This is a genomic window from Leptolyngbya sp. FACHB-36 (genome assembly GCF_014695955.1).
GTDB lineage: Bacteria > Cyanobacteriota > Cyanobacteriia > Leptolyngbyales > Leptolyngbyaceae > FACHB-36.
Map to the genome: position 1 here is coordinate 16,530 of NZ_JACJPG010000189.1, position 19,157 is coordinate 35,686.

At 53.2% G+C, this 19,157-nt stretch carries 23 protein-coding genes; 17 read left to right on the forward strand and 6 right to left on the reverse strand.

Features of this window, described 5'->3' with window-relative positions:
• Window positions 1–98: 98 nt before the first annotated feature.
• Window positions 99–719, forward strand: a complete 621-nt coding sequence (locus H6F43_RS03715; protein ID WP_190340779.1) for a DNA-3-methyladenine glycosylase — start codon at window positions 99–101, stop codon at window positions 717–719.
• A gap of 22 nt (window positions 720–741) precedes the next feature.
• Here the strand turns inward: H6F43_RS03715 and H6F43_RS03720 are convergent, their stop codons facing one another.
• The 4 genes from H6F43_RS03720 to H6F43_RS03740 form a co-directional block, all read right to left on the reverse strand.
• Window positions 742–1,035: a hypothetical protein gene (locus H6F43_RS03720; RefSeq protein WP_190340782.1), complete on the reverse strand. Its 294-nt coding sequence runs from the start codon at window positions 1,033–1,035 to the stop codon at window positions 742–744.
• Window positions 1,036–1,451: 416 nt separating this feature from the next.
• Window positions 1,452–1,553: an excalibur calcium-binding domain-containing protein gene (locus H6F43_RS22985; protein ID WP_347272366.1), complete on the reverse strand. Its 102-nt coding sequence runs from the start codon at window positions 1,551–1,553 to the stop codon at window positions 1,452–1,454.
• 92 nt (window positions 1,554–1,645) lie between these two features.
• On the reverse strand, window positions 1,646–2,014 hold the full coding sequence (locus tag H6F43_RS03735) for a hypothetical protein (RefSeq protein WP_190340788.1): 369 nt from the start codon (window positions 2,012–2,014) through the stop codon (window positions 1,646–1,648).
• An 87-nt stretch (window positions 2,015–2,101) separates the two neighbouring features.
• On the reverse strand, window positions 2,102–2,485 hold the full coding sequence (locus H6F43_RS03740; RefSeq protein ID WP_190340790.1) for a hypothetical protein: 384 nt from the start codon (window positions 2,483–2,485) through the stop codon (window positions 2,102–2,104).
• A gap of 134 nt (window positions 2,486–2,619) precedes the next feature.
• Between H6F43_RS03740 and H6F43_RS03745 the strand changes: the two genes are divergently transcribed.
• Complete coding sequence (locus tag H6F43_RS03745; RefSeq protein ID WP_190340792.1) at window positions 2,620–3,081, forward strand: hypothetical protein; 462 nt, start codon at window positions 2,620–2,622, stop codon at window positions 3,079–3,081.
• Window positions 3,082–3,398: 317 nt separating this feature from the next.
• Here the strand turns inward: H6F43_RS03745 and H6F43_RS03750 are convergent, their stop codons facing one another.
• Window positions 3,399–3,881 (reverse strand): hypothetical protein, encoded by a 483-nt coding sequence (locus H6F43_RS03750; protein ID WP_190340794.1) that lies wholly within the window; start codon window positions 3,879–3,881, stop codon window positions 3,399–3,401.
• 107 nt (window positions 3,882–3,988) lie between these two features.
• Between H6F43_RS03750 and H6F43_RS03755 the strand changes: the two genes are divergently transcribed.
• Genes H6F43_RS03755 through H6F43_RS03770 form a run of 4 tightly spaced genes read left to right on the forward strand, consistent with a single transcriptional unit; the run spans window position 3,989 to window position 6,965 of the window.
• Window positions 3,989–4,216 (forward strand): hypothetical protein, encoded by a 228-nt coding sequence (locus H6F43_RS03755; protein WP_190340796.1) that lies wholly within the window; start codon window positions 3,989–3,991, stop codon window positions 4,214–4,216.
• A 2-nt stretch (window positions 4,217–4,218) separates the two neighbouring features.
• Window positions 4,219–4,818, forward strand: a complete 600-nt coding sequence (locus H6F43_RS03760) for a hypothetical protein (RefSeq protein ID WP_190340798.1) — start codon at window positions 4,219–4,221, stop codon at window positions 4,816–4,818.
• A complete protein-coding gene (locus H6F43_RS03765; RefSeq protein WP_190340800.1) occupies window positions 4,769–6,712 on the forward strand; it encodes a hypothetical protein in 1,944 nt (647 codons plus the stop codon). Before H6F43_RS03760 ends, H6F43_RS03765 begins: the two co-directional genes overlap by 50 nt.
• A 25-nt stretch (window positions 6,713–6,737) precedes the next feature.
• Window positions 6,738–6,965 (forward strand): hypothetical protein, encoded by a 228-nt coding sequence (locus H6F43_RS03770; RefSeq protein ID WP_190340801.1) that lies wholly within the window; start codon window positions 6,738–6,740, stop codon window positions 6,963–6,965.
• A gap of 97 nt (window positions 6,966–7,062) precedes the next feature.
• Here the strand turns inward: H6F43_RS03770 and H6F43_RS03775 are convergent, their stop codons facing one another.
• Window positions 7,063–7,407, reverse strand: a complete 345-nt coding sequence (locus tag H6F43_RS03775; RefSeq protein ID WP_190340803.1) for a hypothetical protein — start codon at window positions 7,405–7,407, stop codon at window positions 7,063–7,065.
• A gap of 461 nt (window positions 7,408–7,868) precedes the next feature.
• Here H6F43_RS03775 and H6F43_RS03780 point away from each other — a divergent pair, with 461 nt between their 5' ends.
• The 11 genes from H6F43_RS03780 (at window position 7,869) to H6F43_RS03830 (ending at window position 19,114) form a co-directional block, all read left to right on the forward strand.
• Entirely contained in the window at window positions 7,869–8,246 is a 378-nt protein-coding gene (locus H6F43_RS03780; RefSeq protein WP_190340805.1) for a hypothetical protein, read from the forward strand.
• Window positions 8,247–8,258: 12 nt separating this feature from the next.
• Window positions 8,259–8,501, forward strand: coding sequence for a hypothetical protein (locus H6F43_RS03785; protein WP_190340808.1), 243 nt, complete (start codon window positions 8,259–8,261; stop codon window positions 8,499–8,501).
• 24 nt (window positions 8,502–8,525) lie between these two features.
• Window positions 8,526–9,977, forward strand: coding sequence for a phage portal protein (locus tag H6F43_RS03790; RefSeq protein WP_190340810.1), 1,452 nt, complete (start codon window positions 8,526–8,528; stop codon window positions 9,975–9,977).
• Window positions 9,978–10,470: 493 nt separating this feature from the next.
• Window positions 10,471–11,682: a hypothetical protein gene (locus tag H6F43_RS03795; protein ID WP_190340812.1), complete on the forward strand. Its 1,212-nt coding sequence runs from the start codon at window positions 10,471–10,473 to the stop codon at window positions 11,680–11,682.
• A complete protein-coding gene (locus tag H6F43_RS03800; RefSeq protein WP_190340814.1) occupies window positions 11,679–12,062 on the forward strand; it encodes a hypothetical protein in 384 nt (127 codons plus the stop codon). The genes H6F43_RS03795 and H6F43_RS03800 overlap by 4 nt, the downstream gene beginning before the upstream one ends.
• Before the next feature lie 9 nt (window positions 12,063–12,071).
• Complete coding sequence (locus H6F43_RS03805; protein WP_190340816.1) at window positions 12,072–12,662, forward strand: hypothetical protein; 591 nt, start codon at window positions 12,072–12,074, stop codon at window positions 12,660–12,662.
• Window positions 12,663–12,665: 3 nt separating this feature from the next.
• Window positions 12,666–12,815, forward strand: coding sequence for a hypothetical protein (locus H6F43_RS03810; protein ID WP_190340817.1), 150 nt, complete (start codon window positions 12,666–12,668; stop codon window positions 12,813–12,815).
• A complete protein-coding gene (locus H6F43_RS03815) occupies window positions 12,809–13,237 on the forward strand; it encodes a hypothetical protein (RefSeq protein WP_190340819.1) in 429 nt (142 codons plus the stop codon). The genes H6F43_RS03810 and H6F43_RS03815 overlap by 7 nt, the downstream gene beginning before the upstream one ends.
• Window positions 13,237–18,129, forward strand: coding sequence for a DEAD/DEAH box helicase (locus H6F43_RS03820; protein WP_190340821.1), 4,893 nt, complete (start codon window positions 13,237–13,239; stop codon window positions 18,127–18,129). Before H6F43_RS03815 ends, H6F43_RS03820 begins: the two co-directional genes overlap by 1 nt.
• Before the next feature lie 21 nt (window positions 18,130–18,150).
• On the forward strand, window positions 18,151–18,696 hold the full coding sequence (locus tag H6F43_RS03825; RefSeq protein ID WP_190340823.1) for a BppU family phage baseplate upper protein: 546 nt from the start codon (window positions 18,151–18,153) through the stop codon (window positions 18,694–18,696).
• 55 nt (window positions 18,697–18,751) lie between these two features.
• On the forward strand, window positions 18,752–19,114 hold the full coding sequence (locus H6F43_RS03830; RefSeq protein WP_190340825.1) for a hypothetical protein: 363 nt from the start codon (window positions 18,752–18,754) through the stop codon (window positions 19,112–19,114).
• Window positions 19,115–19,157 lie beyond the last annotated feature (43 nt).

The window sequence follows — 19,157 nt, forward strand, 5'->3', positions numbered from 1 at the left end:
AAAGTTGGAGATTATTAGGAGAGGTGATTTCGCAAAGTTGCTAATTGAAATAGAAAACGCAACCGATTCGATATTCTCAGAGGGGGTATAGAGAAATTGTGCAATTTAGTGAACCTTTGCTATCAATTGAAGCCTTGTGGCTTAGCCGTCAATCAACTCAGATAGCTCCTGATTTGATTGGATGCACTTTAGTACGCCAGACGTCAAATGCAGAGGTATGGCGTGGGGTGATTGTCGAGACGGAAGCTTACGAGCCTGACGATCCTGCAATGCACGCCTACCAGCGCCGAACGGTTCGTAATCAGGTGATGTTTGCTTCAGCGGGCCATGCCTACGTTTACCGAATCTACGGTTATTACCACTGCCTTAATGTTGTAACCGACCAGGAGGGCATTGCCAGTTCAGTCTTGATTCGTGCTCTTGAACTAGAGCAAATTCCACCTTGGGTTGATCTTCAACAGGAACCCAAGTCCCATCGCGTTGCAGCGGGGCCAGGAAAGCTTTGTCTTGCCCTAAAAATTGACCAGAGCTTGAACAGCACACTGCTTCAGCCAGGGCAACCCTTGTGGCTCGAACACCGCGAACCGCAATTTCAGCAGCAGTTAGAGAGCGGACAACTCACCTTGACCCAAACCACTCGCATCGGTTTAACAAAGGGTGTTGATCTGCCTCGTCGCTGGTACTTGTCGAGCAGCGCGGCTGTTTCCAAAAAAGGCTAGAGACTTCAGTAGAAGCAGAGCATCAGCATGAAGCGATATCTGGATTCAGCACTGTTCCGCACCAAGCGTCCAGCGTCGTTTCCAATGTATAACCGACCTCCTCACAAAACTCTTCAATCGATGCCCACTCCTGAAAGCTTTGAGTGTCCATCACTGATCTGTCGTCACGCAGAACGTAGGCAGTGAAGTCGGTGAGGCTAATTGTGAATAGCGTGTTGGGTAAAATGTGTTTGAGACGAATTGGCTCCCATGTATCGATTTCATCGGCGAGGACGCCGGAAGCAGGCGAGATAAGTGTGTGGGATTGCAGCATCATAGATAAGGTGATGGTTCGAGTGTAGAGACCATTTGGAGAGATCGATTGCAGTGCTTCGATGGGTCGCGCTATATCAACTTTAGAATCATGGCTTGGAGACTTTCATGAGCAGTTTGACAGACGGAGTAGCAGCTTACCAATCCGGTGATTATGCAGAAGAAGCATTGCGGTAGTTGTCACCGTGTGCCGAACAGGGGAATGCTCGGCACACTCTACCAGTTGGGACTGGGCGTTGACCACGACCTAGAGGTAGCAGTGTATTGGTATAGGCTTGCTTCAGATCAAGGCGAGTGCGTGGCCTCGAACAATCTCGCCAGCATTTATGCCACAGAGCCAGAGCGAGCTAAGCGATATTACAACAAAGCGAGATCTCAAGGGTTTGAACACACACCCCAAGCGTAAGTAGATTTCACTCGTCATCGAGCCTGATTATCTTCAGCGTAGGGCAGTGACTCGCAAGCAACCCCATCCCCATCTCTATCCAACCCATGCGGATCTCCAGGGCTGCCATCAAGCACTTGTTGCGCCTGCTGCTGGGTCGAAAAAACAGAGCAGTTGACGTTTCGAGTCCGCCTTCTGGGTGCTGACGCTCCGATTAGGGGTGTCCCTGTCAGGGTGGATCGTCTCGTCCCGTCCGGCCATAGCAATCTGCCACCACGCGCAAGGCGACCGCTACATCTCTGGGCAGCAGTTGAGTAAGTCGCGAGGCGGCAGCTTGTCCTCCAGGCTGGTCAGATTCCAGTGCATCGACACAGGCAAGCCGGACGATAATGGGTTGAGTTGCCCCTGCTGTGCGAACGCGCAAAGTGTCGCCATCACCCGTCGAAACGACCTGTGCGCTTCTGAGGTTTGGCGAACGCTGAGCAATCTGGGTTGGGGCGGTCAGCGGAGTGGAGGGTTGAGCGAGGCAGGCAGAACAACTCGCGACTAGCAGGAGCGAAGTAAGGTAAGCTGAGCCTGGTCTCGGTTTGAGGTACATTTGTTTTCTTCTTTGTAGTCATCTCTACGAAGCAAAGGTACCTTCAGGCAAGCGTTTTAGCTTTGTTCGCTGTAGATAACCTTTCCCTCACGATCGCGCTAGCAATCGCCGCATGAACTCATCTTGTGCGGCAACAAGTTCGGACTGGGCGACTGAATTGTTGGGGTAGTCGAACGCCCGCGCTAAATCCTGTAGGGGAGACTGCCGAATATGCTTCAGCAGCAGCAGGGTTAAGTAAGTGGGTCCTGGTTCCGCATCCTGCGCCATCTCCTCGATCGTCTTGTGCAGGTCTGCTACCGTGTAGCGCTCAGCGAGACTTTGAGCGCGGAAACCGTGAGAGACGCGATCACAGCCAACAACCCCTAACGCCGCGTGCCCTTTCGAGTGAATGCCGTCAAGCGAACTGTCTGCCCATGTCCGCAGCAAGAAAGTTAAATCCTCGACACTGTAGAGGGGGATGAAGGGTGCCATGAGATCGTCCTCAACTGTTTCAATTACAGTCTACAACCGTAATTCGCACTCCTACCCTATACTAAATAGAATCAGGGATGGTCTTGGCGACCACACACGTTCTGAGCCGCTCTTGGGCGGCTTTTTTGCTGCCTATGTCCCCGAAATCAAAAAATCGACGCCTTAATCTCAGAGTCTCCCTGCCGGTATACAACCAGTTGAAAGCTGAGTTGCAGTTTCTCGACTTAGACTCGCGCCTAACTTGGATTGAGGAAACGCATATCCTCACCTGCTCAGACTTCCTAAGATCGACGATCGCCGCTTTTGTCCGTCGCTACCTGGATCAGGGAGTTGTAATCGAAGCAGAACTAGATGCTGAGACAACCTCGGTGCCGTTCTATCTCGATCGCACCTCTGAAGGGCTCTGGAACACGGCAATTCAACAGGGCATTGCTGTCTCTTACAACCAGCTCGCGGATTTTGCGCTGCTGGACTACTTCGATCGACAGGCTAAAATCGCTGCCTCCCTGCGACAGGACGCGCTGCTGTACAAAAATCAAATCCTCTCTGGTAACTTGTCTGAACTGAGGCGCACCCTACTTGAAACATCGATCTGAGACTTACTTTTCCTGGGGTTGGACACCCTACCAAGTCGCTCAACAGGAGCGGCAGTCCTCCCCGCTAATCCTGCCGGATGCTCCAATGTCCGGATCGAGTGATGCCGCGCTCGTCCACTTCGCTAGTTTCGATGCCGTCGGGCAGGAACGTAACTGGCTGTGGCTGTTTCATTCAGAGGCTGAGGCGATGGCTCTAAGATGCCTCCCGCAGTTTGCTCAAGGCAAGGAAATCGACCTGATTGAGACGACTATTCCTCCTGATCAACCTGGACAACCTCAACAGATCTATTTGCAGTGCGTTCCAAGAACGTGGTTGCTCAACCTACCGCTTGCTGAATCTGGAATAAGCGAGGTGTGGTTAGGCTTCGATTACAAGAAGTACGCATGGGATCGACTGCTAGAGGTGTCGTGCGATCGGCTAGCGATCGATGAGTTCCTGACGCTGCTGCGACAGACTGCGTAGCTGCACAGTCGTCGTCGATGACAAGTCGGTGTTTGACGGTTGGCACGTCGATCGACACTAACAGAGTTCCACAGAGCCACTCCAGAAATAGGGCGACATAAACCGGGAACTGATGCTGATACCAGTGGGCAACGCGGGCGCTATACCGACCCGCGAGACGGGCAGCGGTTATCAGGTAAGGGTAGGTGAATTTGCCAACCTTCTGACAAACGATCTGGACTCGATCGGCTACATACTGCCACTCATCCAGGCAGCGATCGAAGTCGCGACCGAAAGCACCGTGAGCAAATTCGTTGATGTAGAGAGTGTGGGCAGCGTTGATGGTTGCAACAAACATGGATGATTCTCCAAAAAACCTCAGACAGCGGGTGAGGTAGTTCCCGTGAGACGTGATGCGTGTCTCTAGGGTTAGAATAGCGCGTATACGCACTATTCTGTCAAGAGATGCCATTAAAAGATTTTGAATTTAAGGGAATTGGACTGGGCACCAAGCACGACACCGCTCCTGTCAGTGTCAAGGTTCCGCCAGAGATCGCGGCGATTCTGCAAGACAAAACGAAGATCCCCGATCGCTCCAGCTTCATTCGAGCAGCGATCATTGAGAAGTTGGTGCGAGATGGTCTGCTTGATGGTGGAACCTTGGTTCCCCAAAACGATACCTCTGAGGCGTAAAAATGGAACACTGGACCCAGCAAGACTGCGAGAAACGGTACGTTGAAGGCGAGGAAATCACGCTAAAGGAACTCGTGGACCTTAGCAAGGTTCCACTGAGCACCTTGAAGAAGTGGTGCGCTAAAGGGAATTGGAAAACTGCCCGCAGCAATTTCCAAAGGCAGTTGACGCAGCAGACTCGCGAGAAGACGATCGAGAAGACCAGCGATCGGCTCAGTGATGAACTGTCCGAACTCACACTAGAACATATCGAGGCGTATCGAATTTGCCGTTTGATTGCGAGTATTAAAGGTAAGCACGCGCTGAAAAAACTTGAGGCGGCGTTCCCTGCCTCAGATGAAGAATCTGATGATCCAATAGCGGCAGAGTTTGCCGAAACGCGGAAGAGTGAGGCACTCAAGGCGATCGACGTGAGTGTCCTGAACTTTCTCAGCCTCGTCATTGATCGCTCTGTTCGAGGGGAACGGCTCGCCGCCGGACTCGACTACGAGAATCTGAACAAGGCAATGGCGACAATCGAGCAAGCTGGAATGCAGGCAGTAGTTAAAGACAATGCGCTTCTCACGAAACTCGTTACTGCTCAAGCACGCCAAGAACGTTAAGGTTCTTTCAGCGATCGCAGAGTCCCAGTTCACCTCGGCAGACAACGGCTATCCTTGGCGTGACGAAGACAGCGATTTGTTCGCTCCAAAGTCACTTGATCGCTTCCTGTTTGAAGAATTGGGAATTCGGCTCTATCCCAAACAAGAAGAGGATCTGAGCGCAATTCTCGGCACCGACCCTAAGCGCGTATTTGACGCAGGGACAGGGCTACCGCAGCAAGGTATTCTCGCCTACGGCAAAGGCTCCGGCAAAGACTTCATTGTCTCGTGCGTTATGCTCTGGGGCTGCCATGTGCTGCTGTGCCTCAAGAATCCTGCCCGCTATCTAGGTCAGGCGGATGGAGAAAACATCGACGTGTTGACGGTTGCCTACTCCCTAACTCAGGCAACCACGGTTCTGTTTTTCAAAATCAAGGCACGCCTGAAAGCCTGTGGCTGGTTTCGATCAGCGATCGCGGAGTTGGTTCCGTCTATTCCGCCAGAGCGCTACCTAAAAGATGGCAATGGATTCGTTGGAACGGACTCGATTCACTTTCCTGGCAACCTGCGGCTGTGGTCAGTCCCTGCAACGGATGCCGCAGAAGGTAAGAACCCGATTCTCTGGGCTGCGGACGAGATCTCCGCGTTTTCGTCTCCGGTACGGATGAACCAAGCGAAGCACATCTATGACATTCTGACTTCTTCCGCTCGCACTCGCTTCGACGATCGTTGGAAAGGTTTTGTCATCAGCTACCCACGCCACAAAGAAGATTTTCTGATGCAGTTGATTCGGAGCGTGCAGCTAGGTCAGGCATCAGATACTTATGCTGTGGTTCGATCGTCCTGGGAGGTCAACCCCTCGATTACTCGCGAGAGCTTGCAGGTAGACTACGATCGCGACCCCGAAGGCGCTGCCTGCCGCTACGAGTGCAAACCGCCTGCTGCGGTTGATGCCTACTTCCGCTCTCCAGAACTGCTGCTGCTGCACGCCTCTGGTGCGCCCATTGACTTGTTGACACAGTATCTAGATTTGCCGGACGACGTGCTCCATGTGATCGCGGAACTGGGGCAATCACCTCTCCTCGAAACCGACGATTGGGGTGATCCAATCCTCGATCGACGCGGCTTCCCGAAGCTCGCCCCCTGGTTCCGTGGGCAGTCCGATCCATCTGGGCAGCCCTACGAATATTGGGTGCATGTGGATTTGGGACTGACAAACGATGCAGCAGGATTTGCGATCGGGCATCTCCATCAGTCGCCGCTTGGTCTGCAACCTGTCATCGATCTGGCGTTTCGCTGGACTGCCAACCACTTCCGTGAGTTTGGGGAGATTCATCGGCAGGCGTGGTTCTTCGACACTGTTGATCAAACCGAGTTGGTAAGTGCGGCAGAAATCGACATCCGCACGGTCCGCGAGTTCCTCTTCTTTCTCCGGCAGGCACGCGGCTTCAATTTGGCGCTGGTCACGTTTGACGGGTTTAACTCTGCTGAAACAATGCAGGAACTTCGCAAGCGTGATGTCCCGGTAGGATCGCACACCGTTGACAAGTCGGATTACGACGAATTTAAGGGACTGGTCTACGATCGCCGCCTCCGCTACTACGCCTACCCAATCTTGATCAGAGAGTCCTACAAACTCCAGATCGTAAATGGCTCCAAAGTTGATGCCCCGCGCACCAAGACCAAGGTAGGGGATAGGGAAGGTAAAACCGACAGCCACAAAGATGTGAGTGACGCAGCAGCAGCGATCGTGGCGCGGATGGCGCGGTTAAAAGATGAGTCCGTCGAGTTCTACCAGATGCCACCTGTCGAGTCTTTGTTTGAGCGATCGATTGGACCAATCCAAATTGAAGCTAGCGCTGAATCAATTAGTGCGGCTCAGAAGTCGATTTTGCAAGCGTTTTTCGATGGTTAGTCAAACAACTTAAGGGAGTTTCTTCATGCAGATTTTTTGGCTGTTTGTAGGTTTCTTGCGGCAGATTTTTAACCGACCTCAAAGCTCAGTAGCGTGTCCGTGGTGCGGCTATATGCACTATCACGAACAGTTAGAGGTTGAGCGGGAAGACTCCGGTAAATACAGCGACGGAGAATCGACTTGCCACTGGGCTTCAGGGGTTGCAACTTGCCCTCGTTGCAGCTACAAATTTCAGTACGATGCTTCAACTTGATGCTAAGTTACTGCAAGTAAATGACTTATAGAACCCATTTAAGATCTATACAGGAGGGCAATCGAATTTGGCTGAACTACGAGCTAAGTTACAAATTTTATAGATTGATCGTCAGGATTTTTTTCTTGCTTTTTTTGTCGCTCAACACGACTGTATTGTAGGGTGATGTATCCGTTCCCAGCGGAATTGGCAGCCTAAAACTGGGGCTTTTATGCTCGAATTCGCCTAAATCAATGCTTTTCGTTATATCGCCATCTGTTGCCAGATAAGCGGTAAGTTCGCCTTTATAATCTTCAATTAAAAAATCTCTAAAGAAAACGACTTCCCCACCCTCAGGATCTATACCGAGGATGACCGTACCGCTGAAAGTTGCGCCTTTTCGTTCTTCATCAACCGTTGCCATTATGATTTCCGAGGGGTCTTGACCAGACATATCTGCCATAAACTTTTTCCTGGGCGAATTCTCAACAATTGAAAATGATTTTACCTAACGCTATGGGCGATCGCAAAACTCTCAGGACGTATTTCTGCATCGGTCTTGCCAATGTATAGCCAAGTTACTTCTGGTTATACGCCTAATTGGAAGATTGAGTAGGGATTTATCCTATAGGCAACTTCGCTTGGGCTAGCACCCATATTCCATCTGGGCATGCCGCAGGCAATTCGAGTTCTTTAGCTGAAAACGAGCTATTCTCGAATTATAATTGTCAATCTTAATTTCGGCTTGTTATGCTGCCTGAAAAGCTTCTAAGACTTGCTTGTGCTGAATTTCCGACTTTTGATTTAGCGATCTCTGCAAATAATGGACGGGGAGAGATTTGCTGGCGACAGCCTGTCCCTGATCGCGTGTTTGTTGGCGATCATAAGCCTCCCTCTTCTGTTCCATTCGTGGAACATCAATTGGTGGTTCGACAATTACCTAGTGGGTTTTGGGCATGGGTACCTAGCCATCCAGAGGACTTGGCGATCGTTGCGGAGCACCGCAAAGAGCAGTTTGAATTCGGCAGAGCGCAATATCTGTACTGTCAAATCGAGGTAGTCCCCGAAGACTATCAGCGAACAAGAATTTGCGCCGATATAAAACGCGAGCTTAAGCAGGAGATCGGGTGTCGATTCCTGGAGTTGATGCAGTCCGACAAAATCTACAAAACTGCAATCAGCTTCAGGGAAGGTCGATCAACCAGCTTTCCTGGAATGTTCTGCGTCCAAATCACTCTGATCTACAGTGAGGCAGATTCGGCAACTGCTTCTGGACTGTCCTTCGCACCTGTGCCAAACTAAAGGTAGATTGCCGTGCGCCTTGGCGAAACTCAACAGTACAAAACTGCCCTCGCCGCGCTGACTCGCCTCAAGCAGCGGGCTGATGCAACCGAAGACTTAAAAGCGATCGCGCTCTATTTGTTTTACTCGCATGATGCGGAGGTCCCAACTCCGCAATTTCCGTTTGTGGGCATTGACGACCCCAGAGACCATGCGATCGTTCAAGCGTTCACCGATCAATGGCAGGCTTTAATCAGAGGTGACGATGAAGACTAGCCTGTTTCCAATAGTTGGAAATTAATGCAGCAATTAAATAGCTGGCAGCTAAACAAGCTGGTTCACAGCCCAGACCCCGATATGTCGCTGCGTCAGGCTCGCCGACTTCTGAAAGCGATCTACGACGAGTCGCAGCCACGACGCAGGCGAACTTTACCCAATAGCTTTGCCACCCTCTCAGGACGTGCCCAACCGCGAGAGGGTTTTTTGTCAGTGGAGTTGCTGCGGGCAATATACATCCGCAGCGAACTGGTGAGGGCTTGTGTCGATACGTTGATCGAGTTCTTCTCTGCCGTCAATTGGACGATTCGCCCGATCGACGAGGATCGAACAGGATGGCTGAAGGAACGCCGCCCTGACGAATACAAGGATCAGCAACAGAGAATCGCATGGCTGAAAACTTTTTTTCGTAGACCTAACACTTACGAGGACCTCGACACGTTCCACCGGCGCTTACTGCGCGACCTGCTGATCTTCGACGCTGCTGGCTACGAAATTATTACAGCAGACTATCCCGATGGCGGACGTTTGCCTATTGAAATCGGCGGTGTGGCAGGAGACACGATCGAGATTGAAACTGACGATCACGGCATCCCTGTCACCTACTGGCAGAGTTACAACGTGCTGCACAATCAGCCTTATCAGCCAGAGGATCTGGCGTACCTGATGCTGAATCCTTGCAGCTGGCAGGCGTACGGCTTGTCACCGATCGAGACTGCCTACATAACGATCGCGACCGACCTTAGTGCAGGAAAATACAACGCAGATGTGTTTGGCAAAAACAACATCCCTCCCGCGCTGCTGGCAGTTTTAGGAGTCAGTCAGGCGGAGTTCACCAAAATAATGTCGCAGTTGCGATCGACATCCGCAGACAACCCGCACAACATTCATGCGGTTCGCGCCAATCGTGCGCCAGACGGTTCTGCCCAGAAAGTGTTTGAAATGATTCCGATGTCGCAGGTTTCTAATCGAGACATGCAATACCGCGAGTTATTGCAGCTGTGCATCAACCGTGTGTGCATGATGTACCGCGTCACGCCTTCCCAAATCGGCTTCACCGAGCAAATTGCTGGAGGGATTGGCAGCGGAATTGCTGAGACGCAGGAGAACCTGAGCCAAAACAAAGGGGTGGCTCCTTTGCTACGAAAGGTGTCGCAGACTCACACTTTCAATGTGATTCAGTCGATCTGTGGTTGGGATGACGTGGAGTTTGCCTTTGTGCAATCCAACACGCCGCAGGAGCAGCTTGACTATCAGCGATCGCTTCAAGAGTTGCAGTCCGGGGTCATCACTCAAAACGAATTCCGGCAGAGGTGGGGCGGCAGAAAGCCTGTGGACTGGGGCGATCAACCGCTCAACGCTCCGCAGGGCTATCAGCCTCCGGGTGCCCAACCTGCTGTGGGCGATCAACCTGCAATGCCTCAACTTCCGCAGGCTATGCAGAAATCTACTAAACGAATCATCTTTAACTATTAGTTGTGGGGTTGGCATGGGAGCAATAGAGCGCGAAGACTCGATCGCGTCAATTGTTGGCGGCAGACAGGATTTAGACGGGGCACTGTGTGTTGACAGCTTAAACCGCGTCTGGAAGATTATTAGACAGCACTCAGGGTGTGAGTTGAAAGGCTCGAATCACCCCGCTATTGTCCCTTACTGGACTTGTTATTTTATTGCGCTACCGGGGCTAAGAGTAATCGGGAGAGATCCTGGCTTGGATTGGCATAAAGAATCACCAACCTTGCTAGAGGAACTTCTGAGACTGTCTGTAACAGCAGGAGATCTGCTCGAGGATCAAAGCTTTGGACTGCTGTGGACAGTCCGTATCAGCGAATTTGGCTTGAGCCTTGAGGGGTATAACGACAATCATTGGATGCCGCAGGCGAGTCTTGGCACCCTGAGTTTTGGAACGTTGACGAGGGTGTCTACAGAAGCTCAGCGAAAGTCCAGAAAATTAGAGCACGTATAGCCTGTGCCCACGATCGAGTTTGAAGGCGATTGGTCGCCTGAGGAAATTCAGATCCACCTGCAACGCCTGCAAAAGTCGTTATCCGTGGGAGAGGGTGTGCCCGAAAATCTGATCCCGCCCCCGATCTCGAAGCTTAATCCTGCACCTCAACCCACTCCCCACTCCTTCATTCCTCCCTCATTTCCGCTAGTAGACGGTGCCTTTGGAAAAGGCGTCTACTTCCCAGTCGCCCTCTCCGACACGGCTCCACAGCTAAGACTGCGGGTAGACATCACTCCTGAGCAGTTGATTAATGAGTCAGACTTTGAATCACTCGACTTCAATCTGACAACCGATTTAGACACGGTGCTGGATGCCAATGGCGTGCAGGGCGTGCTCCAACATGCGGGCGATCGTCCGACAGCCCTGATGATTCGCAATCCCGATAATCTGCTTGTGCTGGGTGTTCTTGCCTCTCATCCGGGACCGTATCAGGTCATCTCAATGCAGCCGGAGCCAGACCACCTGATTCTCGACTTGGCGTCTGTTGGCAACTCGCTCACCAAATCAGTTTCTGTCTCACGTCGCGCGACGCTGTGCAGTCAGTCTCACCTCAACGGCTCTCGACTTGTCCGCAGCTCGGCTCCACCGCTCGATCGCGGTTTAGTTCGGCGCGCTATTGAACGCTGTCGGGCGGATGGCGTGAACCTGGAAGAGATTCAGGTGTGTCTGTCGCCTGGAAAACCTGACTTCTTGACGGGGATGGTACATGCGTTTTGTCTGCCCTCGGATGGCGTGGTCCATTTGTGCCCGCATGATCCACTCAGCGCGATCGCATCGTTGGCGCGCCAGTTATCCGATCGCTTGCGAGTTGCAGTGCGCTCCGGTGCGCTTTCTCCAGATACGGCACTGGAGTTGCTAGCGTTGTGCGCTCAGATGACGCCTGAATGGTGGCTTGAGATGCTGATCAAGCGGTATGCAGGCGCAATTCTAGTCGATCGCAAATTCGGCTTGATGAACGGCGGCAACCCTCCATCTGTCTACATGAATCTGCTGGCGGGGCGAGGGGTGGCGATTTGGGGCAATCGGCGGACGATTGCTGAATGCATGGCAGAGGATTATCGGGTTGCATTTACTCCGGCAGGACTGCCCAATTTCCAATGTTTGGAAATTGACGCGGCGGTACCTGGAATTGCTCGATCGTGCCAACAGCGCCTAGTGGAGCTACTACTTTGAACGATGAATTGATAGCGGAGATCACTAAACTCCGAACAGAAGCCTCTGAACTCCGAACAGAGCTTGCTGAACTCCGAACAGAAATCAGAGCGCTGTACGAACGGCAGGGCGAGTCTGAGACGATCGTGCTGGCTTCTGTCGCTCATAAAAAACAGAACTCTCAACCGTTGTCTCGCACGCAAGCTTTACGCATTGGTTTGTACGCTTTTATCGCGGTGCTACTGGTGTCTAGTTTCTCGCTGCGCGGGAAATTGGGTGACACCGAATACCATCTAAACCCCTCGATCGAGAGTGCCATCCAGCTTCTCGTCGCCCTCTCGACGGGTGGGACGGCGCTCGGTGTTGCATGGTTCTTTGGACGGGATAAAAACGACGGCTAAAAGGTTTCCATGTCTCAAGTCCCATCTACAGCACCGTTCAGTCTGGTGCTGCCACCGCCTACCCCTTGGATCTTTTATGCAACAGGCTGCCTACCCGCAACGAGATCGCTCACCCACACCGTTCGCATCCGACGGACGAAGATTGAGGAAACTACTTTTTTCCCCGTTCTACCGGAGTGCAGAATGGCGCTGCAAGCGATATTTGCAGAGACGCGATATCCAAAGCATCTTGAGATCTGGAAAGCATTCATACCCTGCACAAAAACTTTCCTTAAAGACTTTTGGCGCGAGGATGAGTGGAGCGCTACGAGCAGCGGTAGCGGCTCTACGCATGTGGTAGAGATGTTCTATCGGTTCCATCGCACCCAAAAAGTTGTGTGGCTGTTGAGGGTGCCGATCAGCTTCGCGCTTCCTGGACGCGACTCACAGTCACTCGCGCTGGTTTGCGGGCGGTTTCTGTTCGAGGAACTTAGTAAGCAGCCGAAGATCGAGGCGCTGACCGGGATGAACCCGAAAACGGGGCAACCAACGATCGAGGCTGCATTGTGCTGGCTCCCCATCCTTTGGCTCCCTTATCGAAACCTAGTTCAAAGGGTTTAGTACATGCGCTCTCTGACGACTCAGGAACTTCAGTTCATTGCTGATCTCTATTTGCTGTCGCTACCCGATCGCGAGCGACAGCAGTTTCAGCAGGTAGTGATACTCCCGTTGGGACAGGCGCTGCCCGTAATCAATCAGGTGCTGTCTTGCTAAAGTTTGACCTGCTAGGAAATACGTACTATCTGCGCGGCGATCGTCTTGTCAAGTCAAACGATCCGGTTCGGCGCGTCATGCACTGGCACAAAATGCGAATTGGCGTGTCCCATGACCCAGGCGACCAGCGGCACGGACGAGCCATCACAGCAGGGTACGGGCACATTCGCGGTAGTTACGGAGATGCCGAAGACGGGATGGCGATCGACGTGTACATCGGTCCTGACCTTGCCAGTCGTGAGGTGTTTCGCGTCAAGCAGATCAACCCAGAAACGGGCGAGCTGGACGAGTACAAATACATCATCGGTTGTTGGGTGCAGCAGGAAGCGAAGCGCCTGTACCTAGCAAACATGCCCAAGAAGTTCTTTGGCGGCATTGAGCCCGTGGACATTAAATCTCTTCAGAAGTACCAGGTTCGCTGATGGCAGGGACGATCGCGCTGAAGCCAAAATTTAAGATTCGTCATGGCGATTGTCTGCGGTTTGAAGCTGATCAGACCGTGACAATTCTGCGGGGTGCGCGGACGGTTCATCGCTGTCGCTACAGTCAAACCCTCCAGAAGAAGGCGGCAAAGCTGCCTCCTAACAGTCGTTGGATCACGATTCACCCTCACGGTGAGGGTAAGGGCGTTCCGATCCTGATTCAGGAACGTCCTGATGGCTCCGCGCATGTGATTGGTGGCGCGGGCGGCAAGCTCAACTATTTGCGGCTTCGCAACCTCCGATCGCCCGAGGAGTGGAAGCAGTCTGCCCGTGAACGGGCCCAAAAACGCAAGCAAAAAGAACGGGAGCGCGTTGAGGCTCAAACGGAGACAGAACGGGAGCAGGAGGCAGGCGACAAACAGCAGGCAAAAGAGTATCACACCACTGAAAAACACAAGAATGCGGCGACGACGTTGGATGCTCTCGATCGTCAGGGTATCGAACACGGGCTCACCGAGGCTCACCGCAAGGCTCTCAGCCAAGTACCCTCTGACCCAGAACAGGTGGAGCAGTGGAAGCAACTCACCCGTGAAGCCGTTGATCGCGTCAAGCAAATCCATCGCGCCTACGAGCATAAGCTGGCGACCGATCATGAAGCGCGGGCTGCCGCTCGATCGGGGGATGTGCCGCTAACCGGAGAGGCGGGTAATCCACTGATCGAGAAAAAAACTCACAGCGCCTGTAGTGATGACGGGACTGAACTAGCGTCACTAGTACAGTTGCCTAACGGTCAGTGGCTAAGCCGCAGTTTGGACGGGGGCAACGTCTACGACAGCTGGGACGCGGCTGCACGAGAGCACGTCCGCAACGTACTAGAGCGAGAGCAGGAGCATGGGGGCGATCGCACTCAGCACGACTCTTTCTATGACCCGTCGCAGTGGGTTAAAGCCGCTAGCGATGAACGTCTGCCGGAGGGGTTTGAATTCAAGCCCGAAATTGCCACTGAGATCGCCCACTTGTCCCACGAGCGCAAAACCCTCGATCGCAACCAGAAAGCCGCAGAACGCGCAATCGAACGGGGACAGGCGTGGGACGCTCTCCGTGGCAGCGTGGATGTCGGTCCGGTGGAAGCTGTTAGCAATCAAGCGGTTCTTGATCAGCTGGAGTCCGACGCCAAAACGCTTGAGGATGCCGTTACTAACAGCAATTTTCTAGCGCTGTTCGATGAGGCAGGGGACGGTTCTGCCCTGCGCCAACACGTCGCAATTGGCGGTTATGCCAAGCTTGCCGAAATCGCTTCGGACGTACTGAAACAGAATCCGGTCAGCCGATCGCTAATTGACGCCCTGGGTCACAACGAAGCGGCGAAGGTGGTCGCCTACCAAATCCGTCAGGCGCTGTCCCCATCCGAGTACGAACGGGTCGCGGAAGCGCAAGCGATCTACCACGCCCAAACCAGTACGCGGATTGCCAAAGCAACGACTGATAAGGTACAGCCGCTTCTGGAGCGACTGAAAACGCTGCACCATTCAATGCTGGAGTTGGAGGCGCAAACGGGCGGTACTCTGACCCCAGAGCAACAGATCCAAATGGATACTTTGAACTATGACGCCACAACGCTCCATGCCGAAATTCAGGCGACGTTGGGTAACACGATCGGCCAACTCCAGGCTTCTGCCGCAATGGTGGCTGCATTGGAAGCACAGCCCAAGACGCTCCGATTCGCAGGTAATGATCGTATCCAGGCAGTGGCAGATCTGATTCCGCAGCTATGGGGTGGGGAAAAGTCGGAAACCTCGCAGGCAGGAATTTTTGAGGCGTTTGGATTGACCGCAGAGGACTTCCATCTGTTTGACTCTCCCGACGGCAAGACGCTTCAGGTGAAACCAACCGGTATGGAGAAACTGGCGGTGGGCTACAACCCTGAGGACACCGAAGCGTACAACCGAGCGATCGCCATCAAGCGCGGTGAGTTCGACGAAGACTTCTTTGTTCCAGCCGGATTCGCCTATCGCGCCAAGTCCACCTTTACTGATGCAACAACCGAGGCAATCCAGTTCGACACCCGATTCGAGGCGCTAGAGAAACTGGCTCAGCCTGCCTCCCTGTTTGAGCCTGCACCAGAGGTTGACGACGGGGAAATCTCTGCCAGTCTCCGATCGTATATCGGGGCGCGGGTTGCCAACGGCGAGAACCCGCTAGAGGTCATGCAAGACGTCAGATCTCCAGAGTTCTACCTTCAGCAGGGTCTAGACCCTTACGGCGACTCGGCGCTTCGAGTTCAGGAGTTGGCGTCGGGATTGGTGAAAGAGCTGGCAGGTGGTGACCGAATCAGCGATCGCGCCATTGTTGAGGCGTTCCAATCGTTGGGAGATGCTGAAGCGGCAAATCAGCGACGCGCGCGGCAGACCGATGATTTACAGGCGCTCCATGCCCAAACGCTCGATTCGGATTCGGCGATCGAGGCAGGTCACCGCACTCTCGCTGCTATGCCGATGGCGCGATTGATCTTCAAAGACAAGCCCACTCCTCAGGAGCGCAAATGGCTCAGAACTTACGCGATTACCGCGGTGCTGGGGCAGGAACTTCGGGAGCCTCCCCAGAAAGCTGATCTGCAGGTCGCGTCAGAAGTGGCGGAGGAGCAGTTTGATTTATTCGGTAACAGGATTTCGGCGGCAGAGGCGATCGGCGCCACTTCAGATGCGCCTGAGTTGAGCCAGTGGCAAGAATTCTCTAAGCTGATGGGCGGTGACGAGAAGGCGTATGCTGCTGTTCAGGACCACCTGCGCGGGAAGTTTCTGCATCGGTTTGCCAATGCTTACGGCGCGATCGCGGGCAAGCCACTGTTGCTAGGGGGTGAGAATCTCGCTCACGTCGATCGCCTGCTGCTGGCAAAGCTCCCTGAGCGAGAGCGGAATGAGATGCTGGAGTTCATGCGGAATCGTGAGCAGTCAGATGTTGCCAAGGTGCGGAGCCGCGTTAAGGGGAGGTTTGCTACTGAGCTTGATGCTGAATGGTTGGCAAAATACGAGGCAATCAAAGGCGATAACCGCCAGATCTCACTGCTGGCAGCGGATACAGGAAGCTCAACGGCAAAAACGGATGTCACCCGATCATCGATTGGAAGTGCGGCAGAATCCCAGCTGCGGGAAGCAATGCAGTCTGTGATTCCCAACTTTGAGCAGCTTAACTCCGCAGTGGACATCTACCCGGAGGTCAACTGGTCTGCTGGTACCGCTCACGCAACCAAACAGCGGGCGCTGAAATTCCTGGAATCGCAGAAGAAGGTCGGCATCCACTTCGGCGCTGGATCTGGAAAAAGTTCGATCATGCTCGGTGCTTTCACCCATCTCCACAGCCAAAACAAGGTCAAGAAAATGATCGTGGCTGTCCCAAGCTCGATCGTCGGGCAGTTCGTCGGAGAAGCCGTTACCTTCCTAGAACCGGGGAAGTACAACTACAACGCGAATCTTGGCTGGTCACGAGAGCAGCGGTTAAACGCGCTGACTGATTCAGATACCCACATCCATATCACGACACGTGAATCACTCGCCAACGACCTTTTGCACCTGGTTGAGAAGCATCACGGCATATCGCCCGAAGCGTTTCGCCAAGATCCGGGTGAGGGGCAGAAGGGCTACTCTGAACAGGAGCGGCAGGACTTAATCCAGCGATCGCTACTAGCAGAAGGTATCGACCCAAAAAGCCTGATGCTGGCAGTTGACGAGGCGCACGACATTACATCGCGAAAAGGAGTCGATCCCTCCAAGCGATCGCTTGCGCTCAATGCCCTCGGGCACCACTCGGCATACTACCTGCAAGCCACCGGCGACTCAATTAAAAACGACCTGAGCGAGTTGCATAACTTTCTCCACTCCGTCGCTCCAGACAAGTTTAACGACGAGCGCAAGTTCCTAGCAGAGTATGGAGCCAAGACGCCAACATCTCGACGAGCGCTGCAACGGGCGATCGCTCCCTACTCCTTTGCCGCATCCACTAAGCCGCAGGATAAGTCAGGTCGCACCCTCAAGATGCGCGAGTTGCAGCCGAAGATTGCACCTTCTAGCCATCAGGCAGCCGAACGGCAACGCATTTTAGAAGACACTCGCATCGTCTCCGACTACTTCAGTCGGCGATCGAACGAGCTGAAAGAGCAGTCCGTGTCGATGCTGGATACTGAGCAGTTCAACGACGCCTGGAGGGAGCCGGAGGTGCGGGCAGCGATCGACCGGCTCGCCTCTGAAGATACGTGGGGCAAGATGAGCGATGAACAGAAACAAGCGTCGATCGGGGGGCAGGTGCGGGCGATCGGTGCCCTCAAACAAACCGCTTTATGGCGTCTCTATCATCGGGTTCCCTACGACCAAAACCCGAAAGCTCAACACGCAGTACAACTCTGCAAGCAGAAAATTAAATCGGACGGCAAAGCAGGCGTAGTGTTTAGCTCGTCCTCGCAGGCGGCGGAGATGCTGCGGGATGCGATGAGAAAAGAAGGACTGCGGGTGGGTTTAATTGATGGCTCAATGAACGCCCAACAGAAGTCCGCAGAACGAATCAAATTTAATCCATCTGGGCAAGATGCGGCAGAGTACGACGTACTAGTGGTGACGGACGCCTGCCAGACCGGACTGAACCTGACACGCGGCAAATTTCTAGTGCATTTTGATGTGCCGCAAACCGAGAAGGCGTATAGCCAGAGATCGGCGCGAATTCATCGCCTTAAGCAGGATCAAGATACCGAGATTCACACCCCGATGCTCGATACCCCAGAGGAGCGAATCGCCTGGGCGCGAATGGAGCGTAAGGGAGTGGTGGCTATGCCACTGAAATCTAAAGCCGAATTAATTGATGACTCTGGACTTGCAGCAGAAATCCAGAGATTGGCATCTTGAACGACTAATTAAGAGTAACCGGTGGCAACTTTTAGCAGTAACGCCTTCCTAGATCAAGTCACCTATAGCGCTGCTGAAGCGCACACGATCAACGGTGGTGCAACGCTGACGATCGCGGCTCAGCTAGAGATGTCATCAACCATCGCTCGATTGCAGTCGTCATTCGCCCTCGATCAACTGGAATCGCTATATCAACTGAGTGTGTTAGTTCTCTCGTTTGCTCAAGCCGGAGGCACCGTGAATCCTGGAATCCTGCATCTCAAACAGGGCGACCATCTGAAGCCAATCCGCTTTCACCTGTTCGAGGTTGCTGACAAGAAGAAAATACCGACAAATCTAACCGAAGCGGTTTCGGTCAAGTTGCTGTATTGGCGCAACAGTCGAGCACAGCAGGTTGCACGGTCCCTGATCGTCGAAAATCCGTCAGATGGAATCTTGTTCTACGAGTGGACCAAAGCGGACACCTCAACGCCTGGAAAATACTTTGCTGAGATTAAGGTGACTTTCAGTTCTGAGCGAATTCAGACGTATCCAGAGCAGGGCTATTTTGAGTTCACGATCGTCTAAGACGCTGACGATTTGTCTCAAGTCATGGTAGGTTGTCGTATCCGGAAATCGCCTAATGATTCGTATCTATTTTGGCTCTGCCGATATTCCCACCCTTAAACAAGTCAAGGAGTTAATCATGGCTACTCAAGCTGAATTCGATAGCAAGATTGAAGAACTCAAATCCACGATCGCAGCCGAAAAAGAAGAGGCGGTCGCTGTCATCAAGAGTGCAGTGAGCGAAGCGATTTCGCCTCTAGAATCCACGATCGCAGAGCTTCGGACCCAGCTAGAAGAAGGACTGGACTACACCAACGCGATCGCCTCACTAGAATCGGCAACGGCGGCAGTGCGTGACATCGTTACGTCGGACAGACCGGAACCAGCAGAACCTGTTCCACCGTCCGAGTCTGAAACGACAGACGACGCCCCCTTCTAGACTTTCAGGAAACCAACTTTGTCCCCAATCCGATCTCTCCTTA